Here is a 17,809-nt window from a genome sequence, read left to right on the forward strand (position 1 = left end):
CGCGAAGTCGAAAGGCATCAAGCGTGGAAGCCCGCGCCCACGGCCAGGGCGAGCAGTCCGAGCACTCCGGCCGCGTAGACGGCGTACCGCCACTCGCCGCGGATTCCCAGGGTGGTGCCCGCCACCACCAGCCGCACCACCGGAGTCACCAGCAGCGCCGAGGCCGCGCCCTTGCGCAATACGTCGATGGCCACGTGCACGGACTCGGACTCGGGCAGGCTCTCCAGCACCAGTGAGGAGAGGAAGAGCGCCCCGCTGCACATGGCGCCCGTCCTCAGGAGCCGGGAGATCCACCGCTCCCCCGCCTCCGCCCGTTTGACGTGCGCGGGGGTGTCGTCCCGCAGCGGAGCCACTGGCGCACCGGAAACCGCTTGCTGACGTGGAGGTGTCTCCTGCGTCAGTCCCGCGGGAGTGGCGCTCGTCATCTCCACCCGGACCGCGTTCGTCAGTTCCACGGGAGCAGCCCCCACCGTCACCACGGCGGGAGCCGCCGCACTCGTCATCTCAGCAGATTCGGCCACAGTCCCTCCCCCCCCTTCCACAGCATCTGCGCCGCCACCAGCAGCAGCACCAGAGCGAACAACCGCCGCAGCACCGCCGTGGGCACGCGAGGCATCACCTGGCTCCCCACGGACGCGCCCGCCAGCACTCCCACCACCAGCGGCGCCACCAGCGCGAGCTTCACGTGCCCGCGCCACGCGTAGGCGGCCACACTCGCCGCCCCCGTCACGCCGATCATGAGGTTGCTGGTGGCACTGGCCACCTTGAAGGGCACTCCCATGCCCTGACTCATCAGCGGCACCTTGAGCGGACCGCCCCCCACCCCCAGCAGCGCCGACAGGCTCCCGGCCACGAAGGAGCCGGAGATGCCCAACGGGTAGTTGTGGGGCACGTAGTCCTCCACGCACTGCTCCTTCGGCGGACGCGACAGCAGCATCTGCGCCGACACGTAGAGGGTGAAGAGGCCGAACACCAGCGCCACCCACGCCGGGGCCAGCAGGCCCGCCACCAGCCCTCCGGCGATGGCTCCCATCACCGTGGCCAGCTCCAGCGTCAACCCCAGGCGGATGTCACTCAGCCGGCGCTCCACGTAGCTGGCCGCCGCACCGCAGGAGCTGGCCACCACGCACATGAGGCTCGCGGGGACCGCCTCCTCCAGCGGTACGTCGAAGCCCAACACCAGTGTGGGAACGAGGATGACACCTCCGCCTACCCCCAGGAGGGCACCTGTCGCACCCGCGAGGACACCGGCGGAGATGAGAAGGAGTACCGTCATACCCACGAAGAGGATAGGGGTCGCCTTGCCGATCGGATAGCGGCATTCCCCGTGACCTCCGGTGCTCGATCGGCTGGCCGCCCCTCTCTCCGCGTGCAACTTTCCAATGGGCGGCCGAGTGCTTAAGCCGCGCACGCACCGATGGTGCCCTCGGGGAACTCCTCGAGGAAACGCGCGCGGGCACGCGGCGTGAAGATGCCTCGCGCCATGTACGCCAGCAGACGCCGCAACACCCCGCGGCACTGAGCCACCGCGTGCTCCACCTCGGAGGCGAAGTCGAAGGCGTCGTTGCGGTACAGCTCCTGGAAGCTCAGCTGCGAGTAGGCGGGCAGCGCCCTCATCCGCCCCAGCGGGCTGGAGAGGTACAACCCCGCCGTGTACAGCCCCCGCGCCCACCCATCCACCTGTTGCTTGGTGGGCGCCTGCTGCAACGTCTCCTGCGAGGCCAGCCGCACCAGCTCGTAGATGCCACGGCCGATGCCCTTCACCGGGAAGCCCGCGCTCTTGGTCACCTCGAACTTCGAGCGCAGGCGCGGGCTGCCCACCAGATCCACCCCGTGCAGCTCACGCAGGTAGAAGAGCGTCTGCGTCCACTCGATCTTCCGGTGCGCGACGAGCGCGTGCTCCCCCATGCGCCGGTGGCGCACCACCAGAGTGTCCACATGTGGATGGAGCACGCGGTCCAGGGACAGGTGGGTGAAGTAGCCGGCCAGCAGCGCGAGCCCCGCCTCGGTGCCCACCAGGGCTCCGGCGGCCACCAGCTCGGCCATCTTCAGGCCCATGCCCACCGGCGCGCGCTCATGGTACAGCCGCGCGAACTGGGGCCAGTCCGTCCCGGAGGAGCACGCGTTGAGCCCGCCGCGCAGCCCGTCACACAGGGGCAGGTCGGGCAGCGCCGCGCCGAAGCGCGCGTAGGCCAGGTCCTCGGACAGCGCGCGTACGAAATCCTCGGGCAGGTCTCCCGGATTGGTGGCCAGTCGCTCGATGGCGGTCAGGTGCAGCAGCAACGAGGGCATGTGCCGGACGTATCCACCGCGGCGTGTCATTGCAACGACGGATAGCTGGACCGTTCTTGCCTGAAACATTCGCGGCGTTACAGTCGCCCACCCCTTTTCCAGGAGCCCATCTTCCTCATGAACTTCAGCTTCATCTCCGGCGAGGCCGCACGCGCGAACGGTGAGCTGCTCGTGATCCCCCTCTTCGACGGGGAGCTCGGGGACAAGCCGCCCGCGTCGCTGGCGGGTGCCGACGCCCCGCTGGACGGCAAGCTCGCCGCCGCCGCTGCCCAGGAGGGCTTCAAGGGCAAGAGTGATCAGACCTTCGTGATGCACACGCTGGGCAAGCTCGAGGCCGAGCGCGTCGCGCTGCTGGGCCTGGGCTCGCGTGCCCGGTACACGCCCGAGGTGCTGCGCCTGGCGGCCGGCCGCGCCGCGAAGACGGCCCAGCGCCTGAAGGTGCGCACCGTCGTGTTCGCCGTGCCCGCGGTGGAGGACCTCGTCTCCGCCCTGCGCGCCACGGTGGAGGGCCTGGAGCTGGGTGCCTACCGCTTCGAGCGCTACAAGTCCTCGGCGGCCAAGGAGGACAAGAACGCGCCGAAGCTGACCACGGTGCGCCTGGCCCTCCCCGGTGGCACGGACAAGACGAAGGAGCACGATCAGGCGGTGGCGCTCGCGCAGCGCGTGGCCGAGGCCACCAACTGGGCGCGCGACCTGGTCAACGAGCCCCCCAACGTCGTCAACCCCGAGCGGCTCGCCCAGGCGGCCCAGGAGATGGGGCGCGAGGGCGGCCTCAAGGTGACGGTGGGCAACCGCAAGGAGATCGAGCGGCTGAAGATGGGGATGTTCCTCGGGGTGGCGCAGGGCAGCGCGAACGAGCCCAAGCTCATCCACGTCGAGTACACGCCGAAGAACGCGCGGCAGGCGAAGCAGCCCCCGGTGGCGCTGGTGGGCAAGGCCATCACCTTCGACTCGGGCGGCCTGTCACTCAAGCCCACCGACTCCATGGTGGACATGAAGACGGACATGGCCGGCTCGGCCGCGGTGCTCGGCGCCATGAAGGTGATCGCCACCCTCAAGCCGCCCTTCCCCGTGCACGCCTTCATCGGCGCCTGCGAGAACATGCCCTCGGGCACCTCCTACCGGCCCAGCGACGTGCTCGTGTCGCGCTCGGGCAAGACGGTGGAGATCACCAACACGGACGCCGAGGGGCGCCTGGTGCTCGGAGACATCCTCACCTGGGCCACCGAGCACAAGCCGGCGGCGATCATCGACCTGGCCACGCTCACCGGCGCGTGCGTCATCGCCCTGGGCAACTACATCGTGGGCGCCTTCGGTGATCACGACGCCACGGTGAACGACGTGTTGGAGTCGGCGCGCACTGCGGGCGAGGAGATGTGGCGCCTGCCCGTCACCGAGCTGCAGAAGGACGCGCTGCGCTCGGAGATCGCCGACATGAAGAACTCCGGCGAGCGCTGGGGCGGAGCCATCAACGCCGCCCTCTTCCTCAAGGAGTTCGTCGGTGACACGCCGTGGGTGCACCTGGACATCGCCGGCCCGTCGGTGAGCCCCAAGGAGCGGGGCTACCTGGGCAAGGGCGGCACGGGCGTGGGCGTGCGCACGCTGGTGGAGTACGTGCGGCGCCGCGCGAGCCAGCTCGAGAGCAGTGGAGCCGCCGAGGAGGCTCCCGCTCCCAAGCCGTCGCGCGGCGGCCGGGCGAAGGGCTGAGGCCCCCCGCTCAGGTCTGATCGGGCATGGTGGGCAGCGGGTGGACGCTCTCGAAGAGGGCGTTCACCGCCGCGGGCACCTCGTCCGGCGCGACCGACGGCCAGGTGGCCAGCATCATGAAGACGTGGCCGGGGCTGCCATCACGCACCACCACCCGGCCCCGCACGTTGTCGCCCACGGCGAAGTGGAAGCCCACGGCGCTGTCGGACATGGGCATCGGCTCGGGATCCGAGGTGACGAAGCCGGGCTGGCTGCGCAGGCCCATCGTCAGCTTCTCGGCGAACTGGGCCGGCGTGGCCACCGCCGGAGCCACCTGGAGGACGATCTGGGCGCCGCTGGCGCGGTGGCGCAGGACGACGGGAATGGTGAGCCCCTCGGGGGTCTGCTCGTCCGTCTGGTCCAACGTCCAGCCGTCCCCGGGCTGGGTGAGCTCGAAGCCCAGGGCCTGGTCCACGTAGCGTCGCGAACCGGACTCATCCGAGCCGGGGGACTGCGCGTCCGCTTCCAGACCCGAGCCACCCATCCCCGGATCGGACGGCTCCCTCACTGCCTGTTTCGCGCCGCTGCACGCAGTGCACACCACGACCAGCGCCCAAACCCATACCCGCCTTGCGCCCATGTAACCTCCCAACAACGGCCTTGGGGGCACAAGCTGGAGATGGGGTGTGGGGGCGGCTAGGCCCCCCCGACCCCAGTGCGCGCTCCTGTGTCAGGCGGCGGAAACTTCCTCGGCGATCGCGCGTGCGGCGGACAGGGGCTCGGCCGCGGTGTGGATGGGACGGCCCACCACGAGGAGATCCGCACCCGCGCGCACCGCGAAGGCCGGCGTCTCGGCGCGGCTCTGGTCCCCCTTCGCCGCGCCCGCGGGGCGGATGCCCGGGGTGCAGAGGAAGGGAGAGGGGCCGAGCTCGCGGCGGAAGGCCTCTGCCTCGCGGGGCGAGCACACCAGCCCGTCCACCCCCGCGCGCACGGCCAGCCGGGCCAGCCGCAGCGCCGCCTCCTCGGGGGCGCCGGAGAGCCCCACCGAGCTCACATCCTCGGCGGACATGGAGGTGAGCACCGTCACCGCGAGCACCCGGGGGGCCTCATGGCCCTTGGAGCGGGCCCCCTCGCGGGCGCCCTTCACGGCGGCCTTGAGCATGGCCTCGCCCCCGGCGGCGTGCACGGTCAGCAGGGAGGCGCCGAGCGCCCCGGCACGCGCGGCCGCCAGCTCCACGGTGTTGGGGATGTCGTGCAGCTTCAGATCGAGGAACACCTTGGCGCCCAGCTTCAGGAAGGCGGCCACGGCGGCCGGGCCGTGCTCGACGAAGAGCGAGAGGCCCACCTTCGCGTAGGCCACGTGGGGAGCCACCTGCTGGTAGAGGCGCAGACCGTCTTCCAGCGGCAGATCCGCGGCGAGCGCGAGCCGGGCCCGCGCCTGTGAGGTGTCCGTCAAGCGAGTCCCTCCTGGAGATCCCTGTAGCTGCGGTAGAGCCGCTCGGACATCTCGCCCGGCAGCACGTTGCGCGCGGAGAAGAGCGCGTAGGAGACGAAGGCGTCGAGCGCCTCGAGCGTCATGGCGCGCGCCAGCGCCTCGTCGCCACTGGAGACGTTCTGGCGCAGGCGGGCCACGTCCACCCGGCCATCCGGGCCGAGCTCGACGCCCTCATAGGCCGTCTCCAACCCGGGCGTGGGCGACTCGAGGAAGCCGCGCAGCAGATCCGGGTTGGCGCCCGCCAGGCGGATGGCGGTGTGGATCTGCGCGAGCAATACGTTGAAGCGCTCCTCGGGGCTGAGGGGCGCCACCGGAGGAGGAGGCACCGCCATGAAGGTGCCGGAGACCCGCCGGGGAATGAGAGGCGCGTTGGGCTTCTGCTGGAGGAGGAGCGCACCGTCGCGCGAGCGCTCCTCCACCCAGGTGAGGAAGGAGAAGAGGCTGCCCTCCCAGAGCGAGCGCAGGGCGCCCAGCGTGGTGCCGGAGGCGGCCCTGGCGAAGAGGGCCTCCTCACCGGGGGGCGGAGCCTCGGGGCCAACCGACACGGGCATGTCGTCCGGGAAGTGCTTGCGCAGCCGCGCCACCACCTCGCCGCGCTTCATCCCCTGGAGGACGAGATCCTTGGTGCGCTCCTGGAGCTTCACCGAGTCGCCCTCGGGCGGACGCCCCTCGAGGAAGAGGAAGCTGCCCTCGGCCATCTCGAAGAGGTTGAGCAGCACCTCGCGCACCAGGTACGTCATGGCGCTGTAGAGGTTGGCCTCGGAGAGGAAGCCCTCGCGGGTGAGCACCGCGCCGATGCGCAGGGTGGGCGTCACCTTGCCCAGGGCCTGGTGGAGCTGCTCGGGGGTGACGAGGCCCAGCTGCACCACCACGGCGCCGAGCCGCTCATGGTGGACGCTGGAGACGGCGAAGATGGGCTGGCCGTCGCGGAAGGTGACGGTGCGCTGCACCATGCCGTGCTGGAGGATGAGCTGGCCGCTGCGGATGCCCGACAGCACGTGGCCGAGCACCTCCTCCACGGCCAGTGAGCTCAGGCTGCCCGCGAAGAAGCCGGAGAGGGAGGCGGGCTCCCGCAACAGCACCATCCCCTCGGGCGCATGGAAGTGCGCCGCGAGGGGACGGCCGGGGGAGAGGCTGGCGGCGAGAGGACGCTCCAACTCGAGCGTCGTCGGCTCACCGCTCAATCCCAGGCGAGGCGTGGCCTTGGGGCGTATCGCCACGCGGAGAGGCTCCTTACTTCTTCGCCTTCAGCTCGGCGTCGATGATGCTCTTGAACTCCTCGATGGGCTGAGCGCCGGAGAGGAGGACGCCGTTGATGAAGAAGGCCGGGGTGCCGTTGACGCCCACCTTCTTGCCGGCCTCCAGGTCGGCGTTCACGATCGACGCCTTCTCGCCGGAGTCCAGGCACTTGTCGAACTTCGCGGAGTCCAGGCCCACCTTCTTGGCGTGCTCCTTGAGCTGGGGCACCTCGAGCGCCTGCTGATTGGCGAAGAGCGTGTCGTGGTACTCCCAGAACTTGCCCTGGTCATTGGCGCACAGCGAGGCCTCGGCGGCCTTGGGCGCCTGCTTGTGGAAGTCCAGCGGGAACTGGCGGAACACCAGCCGCACCTGGTTGGGGTACGCCGCGAGCACCTCGTCCACCGTCTTGATGGCGCGGCTGCAGAACGGGCACTGGAAGTCGCTGAACTCCACGATGGTGATGGGCGCGTTCTCGGGGCCGCGCGACGGACCGGTGGCGGCCACTTCCTTGCGCTCGACCGGGGGCTTGGGCGGCTCGGGCAGGGTGATCTGCACGTTGTTGGCCTTCTTCAGCTCGTCGAAGTAGGTGCGCGCGCGCTCCTGGCGCTTGGAGCCGTTGAGGAAGTCGACGATCTGCGGCTTCACCTGCTCATAGGTGGTGCCCGGGGGCAGCCGCTCCTTGGCCTCTTCGTACAGCTTCTTGATCTCCTCCTCGGGCGGCTGCGGGATCTTCCCGTCGATCTCCGCCTTCATGAGCTCATCCTCGCTCACGCCCCGCTTCTTGGCCTCGGCCTGCACGAGCTTCTCCACCACGAAGCCCTCCAGACCCTGCTTGCGCAGCTGGTACTTCTGCTTCTCCAGGTTGGCCAGCGGCTCCTTGACGCGCTCGTTGAGCTCGCCAAAGGTGACCTTCTGGCCGTCACCGTAGGTGGCCACGACGGTGTCCGGAGAGGGCTCCGCCGAGGTGGTGGTCGCCGGGGCGGCGGTCGCCGGGGACTTCTCCTTGTTGCAACCGGAGAAGAGGGAAGCCGCCAGCAACGCGGCCAGAATGGTGGAAGTAGAGCGCATGAGCATGGATAGGGGTCCTTAGTCGAGAAAACCCCGGACCCGCAAAGAAATTTCTCGGGCCGGGCTCAGGCCACCATCGGCTCGAGGCCGAGCTCCGGCAGGCGCAGCTCCGGTAACTCCAGGTGCTTGCGGGCCGGGACGATCTCGTAGCTGCTGGGATCGGCGAGGACGGCCTTGACCAGCTTCTGGTTGAGCGCGTGCCCCGTCTTGAAGGCCTTGAGATGGCCGACCACCGGGCGGCCGAACAGGGAGATGTCCCCGATGGCGTCCAGGATCTTGTGGCGCACGAACTCGTCGGGGAAGCGCAGGCCGTCCGGGTTGAGGATGGAGAACTCGTCCACGACGATGGCGTTGTCCAGCGAGCCGCCGCGCGCCAGGCCCATCTTCTTGAGCATCTCCACGTCCCGGAGGAAGCCGAAGGTGCGCGCGCGGGAGATCTCCCGGGCGAAGCACCGGTCGGAGAACTCCAGGTCGAAGGCCTGCTCGGTGATGAGCGGGTGCTTGAAGTCGATGGAGCAGGAGATGCGGAAGCGGTTGGAGGGAGACAGGCTGGCCTCCTTGTCACCGTCCACCACGGAGACCTGCTTCTTGATGACCAGCAGGCGGCGGGGCTCCTCCTGCTCGCGCACGCCTGCCTCGGCGATGAGGGAGGCGAAGGGCGCGGCGCTGCCATCCATGATGGGCACCTCGGGGCCGTCCAGCTCCACGCGCACGTTGTCCAGGCCCATGCCGGCCAGCGCCGCCATGAGGTGCTCCACCGTGCTCACCTTCACCCCTTCCCTGCCCAGGGTGGTGGCCAGGGAGGTGTCCACTACGTACTCCGTCAGCGCGGGAATAGAGACAGGGCGCGGTGTGTCCGTGCGCACGAAGATGATGCCGTGGTTCACCGGCGCGGGCAGCAACGAGAGGTTCACCGGCGCGCCAGAGTGAAGCCCCACCCCCTGGCAATGGACGGGCTGGGACAGGGTGCGCTGGTTGTACGGGTTGGAAGCCATGGTTCGGTGTCGCCTCTTCGATGCGGGTGCTTCACTGTTCACTGCCCATCTGACGCGCCGCGTATCGTTGCAAGCCACACGCCACTGAATCCACCCCTGGGATGGAGCCCCGCGAGGGCCTCCGGAATTCCCAAACCGTGAGATTCACTGGCTTTTTACATCCGCTCGCAGGGGAGGCCGGGCTCTCCAACCTCCACTACCCCCTCGACTCACTGTGTACCTACCTCGTCACCGTGACAATTGTGTCAGAACTTCCACACGCAGGGAGTCGCCATGACGCGTCAAGACGGCCCCCAGATAGCGCAAGCGGATGCCCGGAATCAAACGCTCGGCGGGTGAAATCGGGGCGTGTGGAAACTTTACAGTGACGTGTCTGCGACAACCCCGTCACCGGGTGGCGGCGAGGAAACGGTCTCGAAGCAACTCGGCCTCGGCCCGGTCGAAGGTGAAGCCGCGCAGCTGGGCGCGCCGGCTCACCGCCGCGAAGGTGTTCTCCAGCACCAGGGAGAAGCCGCGCAGGTCCTCGATGAGGCGGGTGCGGATGGCGGGGCCCTCGGGCGGCCAGGGCAGCTCGGTGAGGAGCGCGCTGAAGCGATCGAAGGCCTCGTAGTCCACGTAGCGCAGCAGCTGGTAGCTGCCGTCCTGGAAGTAGCCGAGGAAGGCCACGATGCTGGAGATGGTGGCCTCGGCGGCGACCACGTCGTCGTTGCGCAGGTGGCCCTCGGCGGCGCGGCACAGCTGGGAGAAGACCCAGAGGTCCTTGCGCAGCCGCTCGGCGGACTCCATGGAGGAGACGAGCTGCTCGAAGGGGGCCTCGCCGTGGGCGGAGCCGGGGGCGAGCGCCTCGGTGAGGGCCACCACCTGGGCCTGGAAGAGCTGGGTGAAGGCGTAGGAGGCGCGGGCGGCGGCGGCGCGGTCCCGGTCCAGCTCCACGAGGATGTCGCGGGCGATGCGCTCCGTCTCGCGGGCGATGTCGCGCGCCACGCGCAGGCACGCGGCCTGGAGGGGCTTGGGGCCGGCCTTGGGGGCGAGCTCGTTCTTCAGGTAGCCCACCAGGCTGAGCGCCTCGCTGCGCACCAGGGCGAGCACCACGCGCACGCGGCGCGGAATGGGGCCCTGGGCGTCCTGGCTCACGTAGGCCAGGTAGTGCAGCAGGCGGAACAGGCCCAGGTAGGCGATGGTGAAGAGGGGCCGCGTCTCCGCCGGCACCGTGGCGAGCAGCGTCAGCAGGCGGATGGAGCGCAGCCGGTCGTACTCCAGGCGGAACTCGTTGAGGCGGAAGGGCCGGAAGTAGCGGTTGAGGACGATCTCCCTCAGGACGAGGTTGCCCACGTCGTTGAAGAGGTTCAGCCCGCACACCGGCAGCTGCAGCAGGTGGTCGATGAGGTTGCGCAGCGACTCGAAGGACTGGCGCAGGACGAAGAGGCCCTCCTGGGGCGTCTCCTGATCCAGCTCGCCCTCGATGCGCGAGCGGCGCGTCTTGTCGTCGGACAGCTGCGTCTCCACGTAGCGGCGGAACTGGAGCTTCTGGGTGGAGTCCGGATCGAGCAGGTGCCGCGCCAGGCGGATGGCCTGGCTGAGGGTGGCGCGGACGTCCTTGAGCTCCTCGCGGAAGTCGCGGGTGACGAGCGGCTGATCCTGGGGATCGATGACGCCGTTGTCGTGGAGGTGGACGTAGCGCTCCACGGCGCGCAGGAGCATCTCGAACTCGAAGAGGAGCTCCTCGCGGGCCTCCACGGGCAGCACGCGCAGCCAGCGCTCGCGATCGGCGAGGAAGCCGGCGCGGTTGCCCTGAGAAGTGCGGACGAGCTCCGCGTAGAAGTCACGGGGAACGCGGGACATGGGAGGCGGCTGGACGGCGGTCGCGGTGGTGCTCACCAGAGGGACCCCTGCGCCGTGGTGGGCGCCTTCTTGTTGAAATAGGCGTACGCCCGGTGCGTGGCCACTCGGCCCCGCGGCGTGCGCTGGAGGAAGCCTTCCTGCAGGAGGTACGGCTCGTACACGTCCTCGATGGTATCGCGCTGCTCACCCACGCTGGCGGCGATGGTCTCCACGCCCACCGGGCCCCCGCCGAACTTGTCGAGGATGGTGAGGAGGATCTTCCGGTCCATCGCGTCCAGGCCGGAGGGATCCACCCCGAGCCGGGTGAGCGACTGGGAGGCCAGCTCCTCGGTGATGGTGCCATCACCCTCCACCTCGGCGAAGTCGCGCAACCGGCGCAGCAGCCGGTTGGCGATACGCGGGGTGCCGCGGGCGCGGGTGGAGATCTCCTTCGCGCCTCCACGGTCCAGCTTGACGCCGAGGATGCGCGCCGAGCGGTTGAGGATCATCTCCAGGTGCTTGGGCTCGTAGTACTCGAGCCGCTCCTGAATCTGGAAGCGGTCGCGCAGCGGCGAGGTGAGGAGGCCGGTGCGGGTGGTGGCGCCGATGAGGGTGAAGGGCGGCAGGTCGATCTTCATCGCCCGGGCGGCGGGGCCGGTGTCGATGGTGATGTCCAGCCGGAAGTCCTCCATGGCCGGGTAGAGGTACTCCTCGATGGCGGCGTTGAGGCGGTGGACCTCGTCGATGAAGAGGATGTCGCGCTCGTTGAGGTTGGTGAGGAGGCCGGCCAGGTCGCCCTTGCGCTCGAGGGCGGGGCCGCTGGTGACGTGGATGCCCACGCCCAGCTCGGTGGCCATGAGGTAGGCGAGGGACGTCTTGCCCAGACCCGGGGGGCCGGAGAAGAGGCAGTGGTCGAGCGCCTCGCCGCGGCTCCTGGCCGCCTGCACGTACACCCTGAGCTTCTCGACGACGGCGCCCTGACCCACGTACTCGTCGAAGGTGCGCGGACGCAGCGAGGCCTCGACGCGGACCTCGTCGTTGAGCGCCTCTCCTGAGAGTGTGTCGTCGGACTTCCGCTTCGCCTTCGCCATACAGTCAACCCTCTGCCGTCACCCTACCAGAACGGACCCTGTGTCGCGGGTCCTCTCGCGGGCTAGACTCCGCGTCCCCCGCCGTCAGGCCGCCTGCCCAGGGAGCTTGCCCCCGTGAAGGGACTCGTCTTCGCACTCTCCATCCCCAAGTACGTCCTCGCCAAGGGGATTGGAGGAATGTACCCGAAGGTGCACTACGGGCGTGGAAGCTGTCTCTCCCTGCGTGAGCTGCCCTCCCCCACTCTGCCCGGCCCGGACTGGGTGCGGCTGCGTCCACTGCTGGCGGGCCTGTGCGGTTCGGACATGGGGACGATCTTCTTCAAGATGAGCCCCCAGATGGAGCCCTTCAACAGTTTTCCAGCGGTGCTGGGCCACGAGGTGCTCGCCGAGGTGACGGAGCTGGGGCCCCAGGCGCGCGGCGTGGAGGTGGGACAGAAGGTCGTGGTGAACCCGCTGCTGCCCTGCCGCCTGCGAGGCATCCAGCCGCCCTGCCCGCCGTGCGCGGCCGGCCAGGAGAACGGCTGCGAGCACAGCGCCGAGGGCTGCCTCGCACCGGGGCAGATGCTCGGCTTCCAGAAGGACCTGCCCGGGGGAATGGGGACGGAGATGGTGGCGCACCCCTCGCAGCTCCACCCGCTGCCGGAAGCGGTGGGCGACAAGGCGGGCGTGCTGGTGGAGCCGCTCGCGGTGGGCCTGCACGCGGTGCTGAAGGTGCCGCTGAAGGACGGGGATCGGGTGTTGGTGATTGGAGGAGGACCGGTGGCCTTCGCATGCCTCTGGGCCCTTCGCGCGCTGGGCCACCGCTGCCACGTGACGCTGCTGGCGGCCGAGGAGTACCAGCTGCGGCTGGCGAAGCAGCTCGGGGCGGACGAGGCCTTCCGGGTGATGCGGGACGACACCGCCGAGGCCGAGGAGGTGGCGCGGCGCACGGGCGCGAAGGTGTACCGCCCGATCCTCGGCCCGCCCGCGCTCATGGGCGGCTTCGAGGTGACGTTCGACTGCATCGGCAGCGCGGCCTCGGTGCAGGACTCGTTGAGATACACGCGCTCGCTGGGGAAGGTGGTGCTGGTGGGAGCGGCGGGCATCCTGGAGCAGGTGGACTGGACGACGGTGTGGCGCAACGAGCTGACGCTGCTCGGCTCCTTCGTGTACGGCCCGGAGAGCGTCCGGGGCGAGCGCAAGCACACGTTCGACCTGGTGTTGGAGCTGCTCGCCCGCCGGGAGGGCCCGGACCCGAGCGTGCTCGTGACACATACCTTTCCGCTCGCGCGTTACCAGGAGGCCATCGAGGCCAACCTGGCGCGTGGCCAGTACCAGTCGGTGAAGACCGTCTTCGACCTCACGGTGAACCCATGAACGCCCCCTTCCGTCCCCTGCCCTTCCTCAAAGAGGCCCGTGCCGAGCCGGTGTCCGGCGTGCGGCTGCAGAAGCTCCGCCGTGCGGCACAGGAGGCGCGCGACGTGTTCACGGCCGCGGGCCCGGTGGCGGCGGTGGCCACATGCGATCTCGTCACGTTCCCCTACCCCTCGCTGTTCGCCTTCAGCGGAGGGGCGCTGTCACCGGCGCCCTACGTGATGATGACGAACCGGATGCAGGTGGTGCAGTTCCAGGAGGAAGGGGTGACGCGCACCCTGCTCTTCAATCCGAGCGACTACGAGCGCGGACAGGCGGCCCCCTTCTACGCGTCGTTGCGAGAGAAGTACGGCAACTTCCTGTCGGACAAGGTGATGACGCGGCGGCTGGGCACGGTGCAGAGCCACCTGGCGGCGCTGGGGCTGCATCCGCAGGACGTGGACTACATCGCGTTCGATCACCTGCACGTGCAGGACGTGCGGCGGTGGCTGGGCGGAGACGGAGAGCCGGCGTACTTCCCGAGGGCGAAGCTGCTGGTGCAGCGGACCGAGTGGGAGTCGGTGAAGAACCTGCATCCGCTGGAGAAGGTCTGGTACGTGCCGGGCGGGACGGACGGAGTGCCGGAGGAGCGGGTGGTGCTGCTGGACGGGGACGTGTGGCTGGGGCGGGGCGCGGCCATCCTGTCGACGCCGGGACACACGATGGGGAACATGTCGCTCGCGGTGGCCTCGGACAAGGAGGTGTTCGTGGTGAGCGAGAACGGCGTGGCCTCGGAGAGCTACACGCCGCTGCAGTCGAGGATTCCGGGAGTGCGCGCCTACGCCGAGCAGATGGGCCTGGAGGTGGTGCTCAACGGCAACACCCGGGAGAGCTCGCTGGAGCAGTACTCGTCGATGATCGTGGAGAAGATCTTCGCGGGCCCGTCGCGAGTGGAGGGGGCGTTCGTGAACTTCCATCCGTCATCGCTGCTGACGAGCGGACTGGTGGCACCGGGCCTGTCGCCGACGATCACCCTGCCCGCGCCGAATCACGGGGACATCCGGCCCACCACCGCCGCGCGCCGGGCAGCTTGAGTTCACCTCAACCCCTCTCCCTCTGGGAGAGGGACGGGGTGAGGGTGTCGAGCCCCTCGAGTTGAACCACGAACCGAGGAACCGTGCCGCTCAGTAGTTCACGGCCACGATGAAGCTCCGGTGGATCCAGCCCGGCTTGTACGGGCCAGACAACCGGGAGTACTCGACGTAGAAGCGCTCGTTCGAGGGACACGCCTGCAACAGGCGCACGCTGATATTGGCCCCGCCACAGTAGATCGTATCGATCGCGGTGGTGCTCGTGGCCGAGCTGTACACGGGGACCGTAGCGCATTGGACCGAGTAGCGCTGGGAGAGGCTGTGGCAGGTATTGGTGAGCGCCTGCTCCGTGGAGCCCACGGGTTCCGAGAGCCCCTCGTCCTCCGGCAGACCGCACCCGGAGAGAAGACCCGCCACCACGAAAGCCAACGGCCAGCGCCAGAGAGACATCGTCATCGCACCCGTCCTCGTCGAATCCATCGCAGATGGCGTTCTACCGTGTCTTGAGGGCGAGGCGGATGAGCCAGAGACCCAACGCGATCAGGCCCACCATGAGCCCGCCCCCCGCGCCGAGCGCGAGCAACCGCCAGCGAGCTCCGGACAGCGCGAGCACATGAGGGGGCACCCAGGAGAGCGTCCCCACCAGCACCTGGCTCGTCTTCATCATGACCGCACCTCCTCATCTCAGGGCTTCCAGCTCCGTGAGCAGGGTAAGCAATTGTTGGGGCTGCTCCTCGTCGGCGAGCCGCTCGGCCAGACCATGACTGGCCAGCCGTGCCACATGCGCCAGCCGAACCAGGTGCGCACGCCCGCGCTCTCCGCCCACGAGCACCACCAGCAGCCGCAGGGGCAGACCATCCGGTGTCTCGGCCTTGAGGGGCTTGGCCAACGTCACCAAGGCGGCCACCGGCGCGGCATGCTCGACGATGGCGTGGGGCACCGCCACGCCGTTGCCCACCATGCTGGAGGCCTCCGCCTCGCGCCGCTTCAGCTCCGCCACCAGCCCGGGGGCACTCATGCCGGGGCAGGACCCCACCAGCCGTCCCGCGGCCACATCCAGCGCGTCCTCGAGCGCGGCGCAGGTGAGGCGCAACACCATCCGCTCCGGCGCCAGCAGCGGGGCCAGCGCCGGCACCGGGGCCTCGCTCGCGGCGGCACGCATGGGAAACTCCGCGTCGAGGAACTCGCGCACCCGGGCGAGCTGCGGGCCCGAGAGGCCCCGGCGCGCCATCTCCAGGAAGAGCATGCCGGCGCCGGGCACCTGCTCCAGGTAGTGGGCCACGAAGGGGCTCACCCGGTGCGCCACGTCCACGAGGAGCGTGGGGGGCACGCCCAGCTCGCGGGCGATGGCGGCGAGCCGCTCCGGTGTGGGGGCGGCGTCCAGCCCGTTCTCCACGCGGCTGAGGTAGGCGCTGGACACGCCGATACGACGGGCGAGGTCGCGCAGGCTCAGCCCCGCGTCCACACGCAGCAGTCGGATGGTCGCTCCCAGGTGCATGACGTCGGTGTCTCGCTTCCGTTCCGTAGGGGTGGGTGACAGTAACTCAGGAGAAGGGGCCGTCGGCCGGGAGCGCCGGGGCCGCGTCGGGTTTGTCATCGGCGACATCGGCGGTCTCACCTGCGCTGGCCGGACGGTGTGGGTGAACCAACAAGAGTGACGTGGAAGCCTCGCGGATGAGGCGCTCGTGGTGCTCGGCCTCCACTCCCACCACCACGAGGTCATACCCCCGGCGTGCTTCCTCCAGGATCGCGTCCTCGGGCGAGTCGTGCGCCACCACCCGGGTGTGCACGCGCCCGGGCTCCTCCAGCGTGTGCTCGCGGGGACCCGCGGAAGGCGTGACGTGCAACACCGTCACCTGTGCGTCCGTGGAGCGCAGCAGACGCCGGGCGAGCCCCAGCGCCGCCCGGTCCTCCCGGCCGCCGATGAAGGGCACCAGCACCCGGCGCACGTTCTCCAGGCCCCGGTCCACCAGCACCGCCACGTCCGTGCCCGCTTCCCGCATCACCTCGCGCACGGTGCCGCCCAGCATCGTGCGGCCGAAGAGCGGCTCGTGCCAGCCCAGCAGGATGAGGCTGGCCTGCTTGGCCTCGGCCGTGCGGCAGATGTCCAGCCCTGGCTCGGTGGACACGAACGACAGCGGCCTCACCTCCAGGCCCAGCGTGCTCGCGCGTCCCAGCAGCGGGGCCAGGGCATCTCCTGACGTGTCCTCTTCCCGCCGGGGTTGCAAGGAGGAGCGATCGCTGGGGGCCACGAGGTGCAGGGCGTAGAGTTGGGAGGGCTCGGCGAGGGGACCGGTGAGGGCATACCCCAGGGCCACCATCGCGCTGCCCACCTGTCCCCGGCCCACGCACATCAGCACGGTGAAGGGCGCGGGAGCCACCTGGGGACTCACGGGGGCGAGCGGCACCCGGTCCCGCGCTTGTTCCCCGGGCGGATACACCCAGCGCAGCAACGGCGAGGCGATGAGGGCGGTCACCAGGGCCATCACCACCAGCATGGTGAAGAGCTTGGGAGAGATGAGCCCCAGGTCCAGGCCGAGGTTGAGGACGATGAGTCCCATCAACCCGCGCACGTTCATCAGGATGCCGAGCGCCCCCGCCTCGCGCCAGCGCATGCCGGTGAGCCGCGCGGACACCGCGCTGCCGCCGAACTTGCCCACGCAGGCCACCAGGAGGATGAGACCGCACAGGGCCCAGTCCGAGGCGCTCCCCAACAACTCCAGGTGGGTGCGCAGGCCGCTGTAGACGAAGAAGACGGGCAGCAGCAGCACGCCCACCACGTCCTCCAACCGCTCCACCAGCGCCTCGGCCAGTCCACCCTCCTTGGGGACGATGACCCCGAAGAGGAAGGCGCCGAAGAAGGAATGGATGCCGATGTATTCGGTCGCCCACGTGGACGCCAGCAGCAGCAGCAGAATGAGGACCACCACGTTCTGGTTGAGGCCCTCCCTGCTCGCCACACGCGCGCCCAACCGCTGAAGGAAGGGCCGCACCACGCCCAGCATGAGGCCAATGTAGAGCAGCACGAGGAGCGTGGTGGACACCGCCTGCTCCAGCCCCGAGGCACGCACCCCGGACACGACGAAGGCCAGCAGGCACCACGCCGTCACGTCATCCACCGCCGCGCAGGTGAGGGCCAGGAGCCCCACCTTGGAGCGCAGCAGGCCTCGCTCCGAGAGGATTCGCGCCAGCACCGCGAAGGCGGTCATGCTCAGGGCCACCCCCAGGAAGAGCACGAAGAAGGGGCGCGGCACGGAGGGCTCGGACAGGCGCGGGTAGAGCCACCACGCCATTAGCGCCCCGAGCAGCAGGGGCACCAGGAGGCTGGTGTAGCTGATGACGATCGAGGCGCGGCCCTGGCCTCGGAGCACCCGCGGATCCAGCTCCAGCCCGATGAGGAACATGAAGAGGATGAGCCCCAACTGGCTCAGCATCTTCAGCACCGGCAGGCTGCTGGCCGGGAACAGCCACTCCATCGTTCCCGGGGCCACCCACCCCAGCAGCGAGGGTCCCAGGAGGATGCCCGCGAGCACCTCGGCGATGACCAGCGGCTGCCCCAGCCAGCGCGCTCCCCGCCCGATCAGCCGGGACAGGCCGATGATGACCACGAGCTGAACGAGGAGCAGGCTGAGCGGGTTGTGCGCGAGGTCTGCCATCGGTCTGCCTCCGTGAAGCGCGGGAATTCACGCCCCACCCGAC

At 69.7% G+C, this 17,809-nt stretch carries 17 protein-coding genes; 3 read left to right on the plus strand and 14 right to left on the minus strand.

The window, feature by feature from the left end; translation table 11 throughout:
• Positions 1–17: 17 nt before the first annotated feature.
• From NR810_RS31935 to NR810_RS31945, 3 genes are all read right to left on the minus strand, one after another.
• The gene (locus NR810_RS31935) at positions 18–521 is read right to left on the minus strand and encodes a hypothetical protein (RefSeq protein WP_257458204.1); all 504 of its coding nucleotides are present in this window, start codon (positions 519–521) and stop codon (positions 18–20) included.
• Complete coding sequence (locus NR810_RS31940; RefSeq protein ID WP_257458206.1) at positions 500–1,276, minus strand: sulfite exporter TauE/SafE family protein; 777 nt, start codon at positions 1,274–1,276, stop codon at positions 500–502. Before NR810_RS31940 ends, NR810_RS31935 begins: the two co-directional genes overlap by 22 nt.
• Positions 1,277–1,398: 122 nt before the next feature.
• Positions 1,399–2,292, minus strand: a complete 894-nt coding sequence (locus NR810_RS31945) for a zinc dependent phospholipase C family protein (protein WP_257458207.1) — start codon at positions 2,290–2,292, stop codon at positions 1,399–1,401.
• A 117-nt stretch (positions 2,293–2,409) separates the two neighbouring features.
• On the opposite strand from NR810_RS31945, the gene NR810_RS31950 reads away from it, so the two are divergent.
• Positions 2,410–3,999, plus strand: coding sequence for a leucyl aminopeptidase (locus NR810_RS31950; RefSeq protein WP_257458208.1), 1,590 nt, complete (start codon positions 2,410–2,412; stop codon positions 3,997–3,999).
• Between the two features lie 10 nt (positions 4,000–4,009).
• Here the strand turns inward: NR810_RS31950 and NR810_RS31955 are convergent, their stop codons facing one another.
• From NR810_RS31955 to ruvB, 7 genes are all read right to left on the minus strand, one after another.
• The gene (locus NR810_RS31955; RefSeq protein WP_306818668.1) at positions 4,010–4,522 is read right to left on the minus strand and encodes a hypothetical protein; all 513 of its coding nucleotides are present in this window, start codon (positions 4,520–4,522) and stop codon (positions 4,010–4,012) included.
• A 186-nt stretch (positions 4,523–4,708) separates the two neighbouring features.
• On the minus strand, positions 4,709–5,434 hold the full coding sequence (pyrF, locus tag NR810_RS31960; RefSeq protein ID WP_257458210.1) for an orotidine-5'-phosphate decarboxylase: 726 nt from the start codon (positions 5,432–5,434) through the stop codon (positions 4,709–4,711).
• On the minus strand, positions 5,431–6,693 hold the full coding sequence (locus tag NR810_RS31965) for a DUF4388 domain-containing protein (RefSeq protein WP_257458211.1): 1,263 nt from the start codon (positions 6,691–6,693) through the stop codon (positions 5,431–5,433). The genes pyrF and NR810_RS31965 overlap by 4 nt, the downstream gene beginning before the upstream one ends.
• 13 nt (positions 6,694–6,706) lie before the next feature.
• Positions 6,707–7,786, minus strand: coding sequence for a thioredoxin domain-containing protein (locus tag NR810_RS31970; RefSeq protein ID WP_257458212.1), 1,080 nt, complete (start codon positions 7,784–7,786; stop codon positions 6,707–6,709).
• A gap of 59 nt (positions 7,787–7,845) precedes the next feature.
• Complete coding sequence (gene lpxC, locus NR810_RS31975) at positions 7,846–8,775, minus strand: UDP-3-O-acyl-N-acetylglucosamine deacetylase (RefSeq protein ID WP_257458213.1); 930 nt, start codon at positions 8,773–8,775, stop codon at positions 7,846–7,848.
• 387 nt (positions 8,776–9,162) lie between these two features.
• A complete protein-coding gene (locus tag NR810_RS31980) occupies positions 9,163–10,617 on the minus strand; it encodes a hypothetical protein (RefSeq protein ID WP_257458290.1) in 1,455 nt (484 codons plus the stop codon).
• A gap of 32 nt (positions 10,618–10,649) precedes the next feature.
• The gene (gene ruvB / locus NR810_RS31985; RefSeq protein WP_257458214.1) at positions 10,650–11,687 is read right to left on the minus strand and encodes a Holliday junction branch migration DNA helicase RuvB; all 1,038 of its coding nucleotides are present in this window, start codon (positions 11,685–11,687) and stop codon (positions 10,650–10,652) included.
• A 114-nt stretch (positions 11,688–11,801) separates the two neighbouring features.
• Between ruvB and NR810_RS31990 the strand changes: the two genes are divergently transcribed.
• Together NR810_RS31990 and NR810_RS31995 are read left to right on the plus strand one after the other, a co-directional pair.
• Complete coding sequence (locus tag NR810_RS31990) at positions 11,802–13,043, plus strand: zinc-dependent alcohol dehydrogenase (protein ID WP_257458215.1); 1,242 nt, start codon at positions 11,802–11,804, stop codon at positions 13,041–13,043.
• Complete coding sequence (locus NR810_RS31995; protein WP_257458216.1) at positions 13,040–14,113, plus strand: MBL fold metallo-hydrolase; 1,074 nt, start codon at positions 13,040–13,042, stop codon at positions 14,111–14,113. Before NR810_RS31990 ends, NR810_RS31995 begins: the two co-directional genes overlap by 4 nt.
• A gap of 90 nt (positions 14,114–14,203) precedes the next feature.
• On the opposite strand, the gene NR810_RS32000 is transcribed toward NR810_RS31995, so the two are convergent.
• From NR810_RS32000 to NR810_RS32015, 4 genes are read right to left on the minus strand one after another with little or no spacing between them, the layout of a single operon-like run.
• Positions 14,204–14,566, minus strand: coding sequence for a hypothetical protein (locus tag NR810_RS32000; RefSeq protein ID WP_257458217.1), 363 nt, complete (start codon positions 14,564–14,566; stop codon positions 14,204–14,206).
• A 37-nt stretch (positions 14,567–14,603) separates the two neighbouring features.
• Positions 14,604–14,777 carry a hypothetical protein gene (locus tag NR810_RS32005; RefSeq protein WP_257458218.1) on the minus strand — a complete coding sequence of 58 codons (174 nt, stop codon included), beginning with the start codon at positions 14,775–14,777 and terminating at the stop codon, positions 14,604–14,606.
• A 12-nt stretch (positions 14,778–14,789) separates the two neighbouring features.
• The gene (locus NR810_RS32010) at positions 14,790–15,608 is read right to left on the minus strand and encodes a helix-turn-helix domain-containing protein (protein ID WP_257458219.1); all 819 of its coding nucleotides are present in this window, start codon (positions 15,606–15,608) and stop codon (positions 14,790–14,792) included.
• A gap of 46 nt (positions 15,609–15,654) precedes the next feature.
• On the minus strand, positions 15,655–17,766 hold the full coding sequence (locus NR810_RS32015) for a cation:proton antiporter domain-containing protein (RefSeq protein ID WP_257458221.1): 2,112 nt from the start codon (positions 17,764–17,766) through the stop codon (positions 15,655–15,657).
• Positions 17,767–17,809: the final 43 nt, after the last annotated feature.

The sequence above is a fragment of the Archangium lipolyticum genome, assembly GCF_024623785.1.
GTDB lineage: Bacteria > Myxococcota > Myxococcia > Myxococcales > Myxococcaceae > Archangium > Archangium lipolyticum.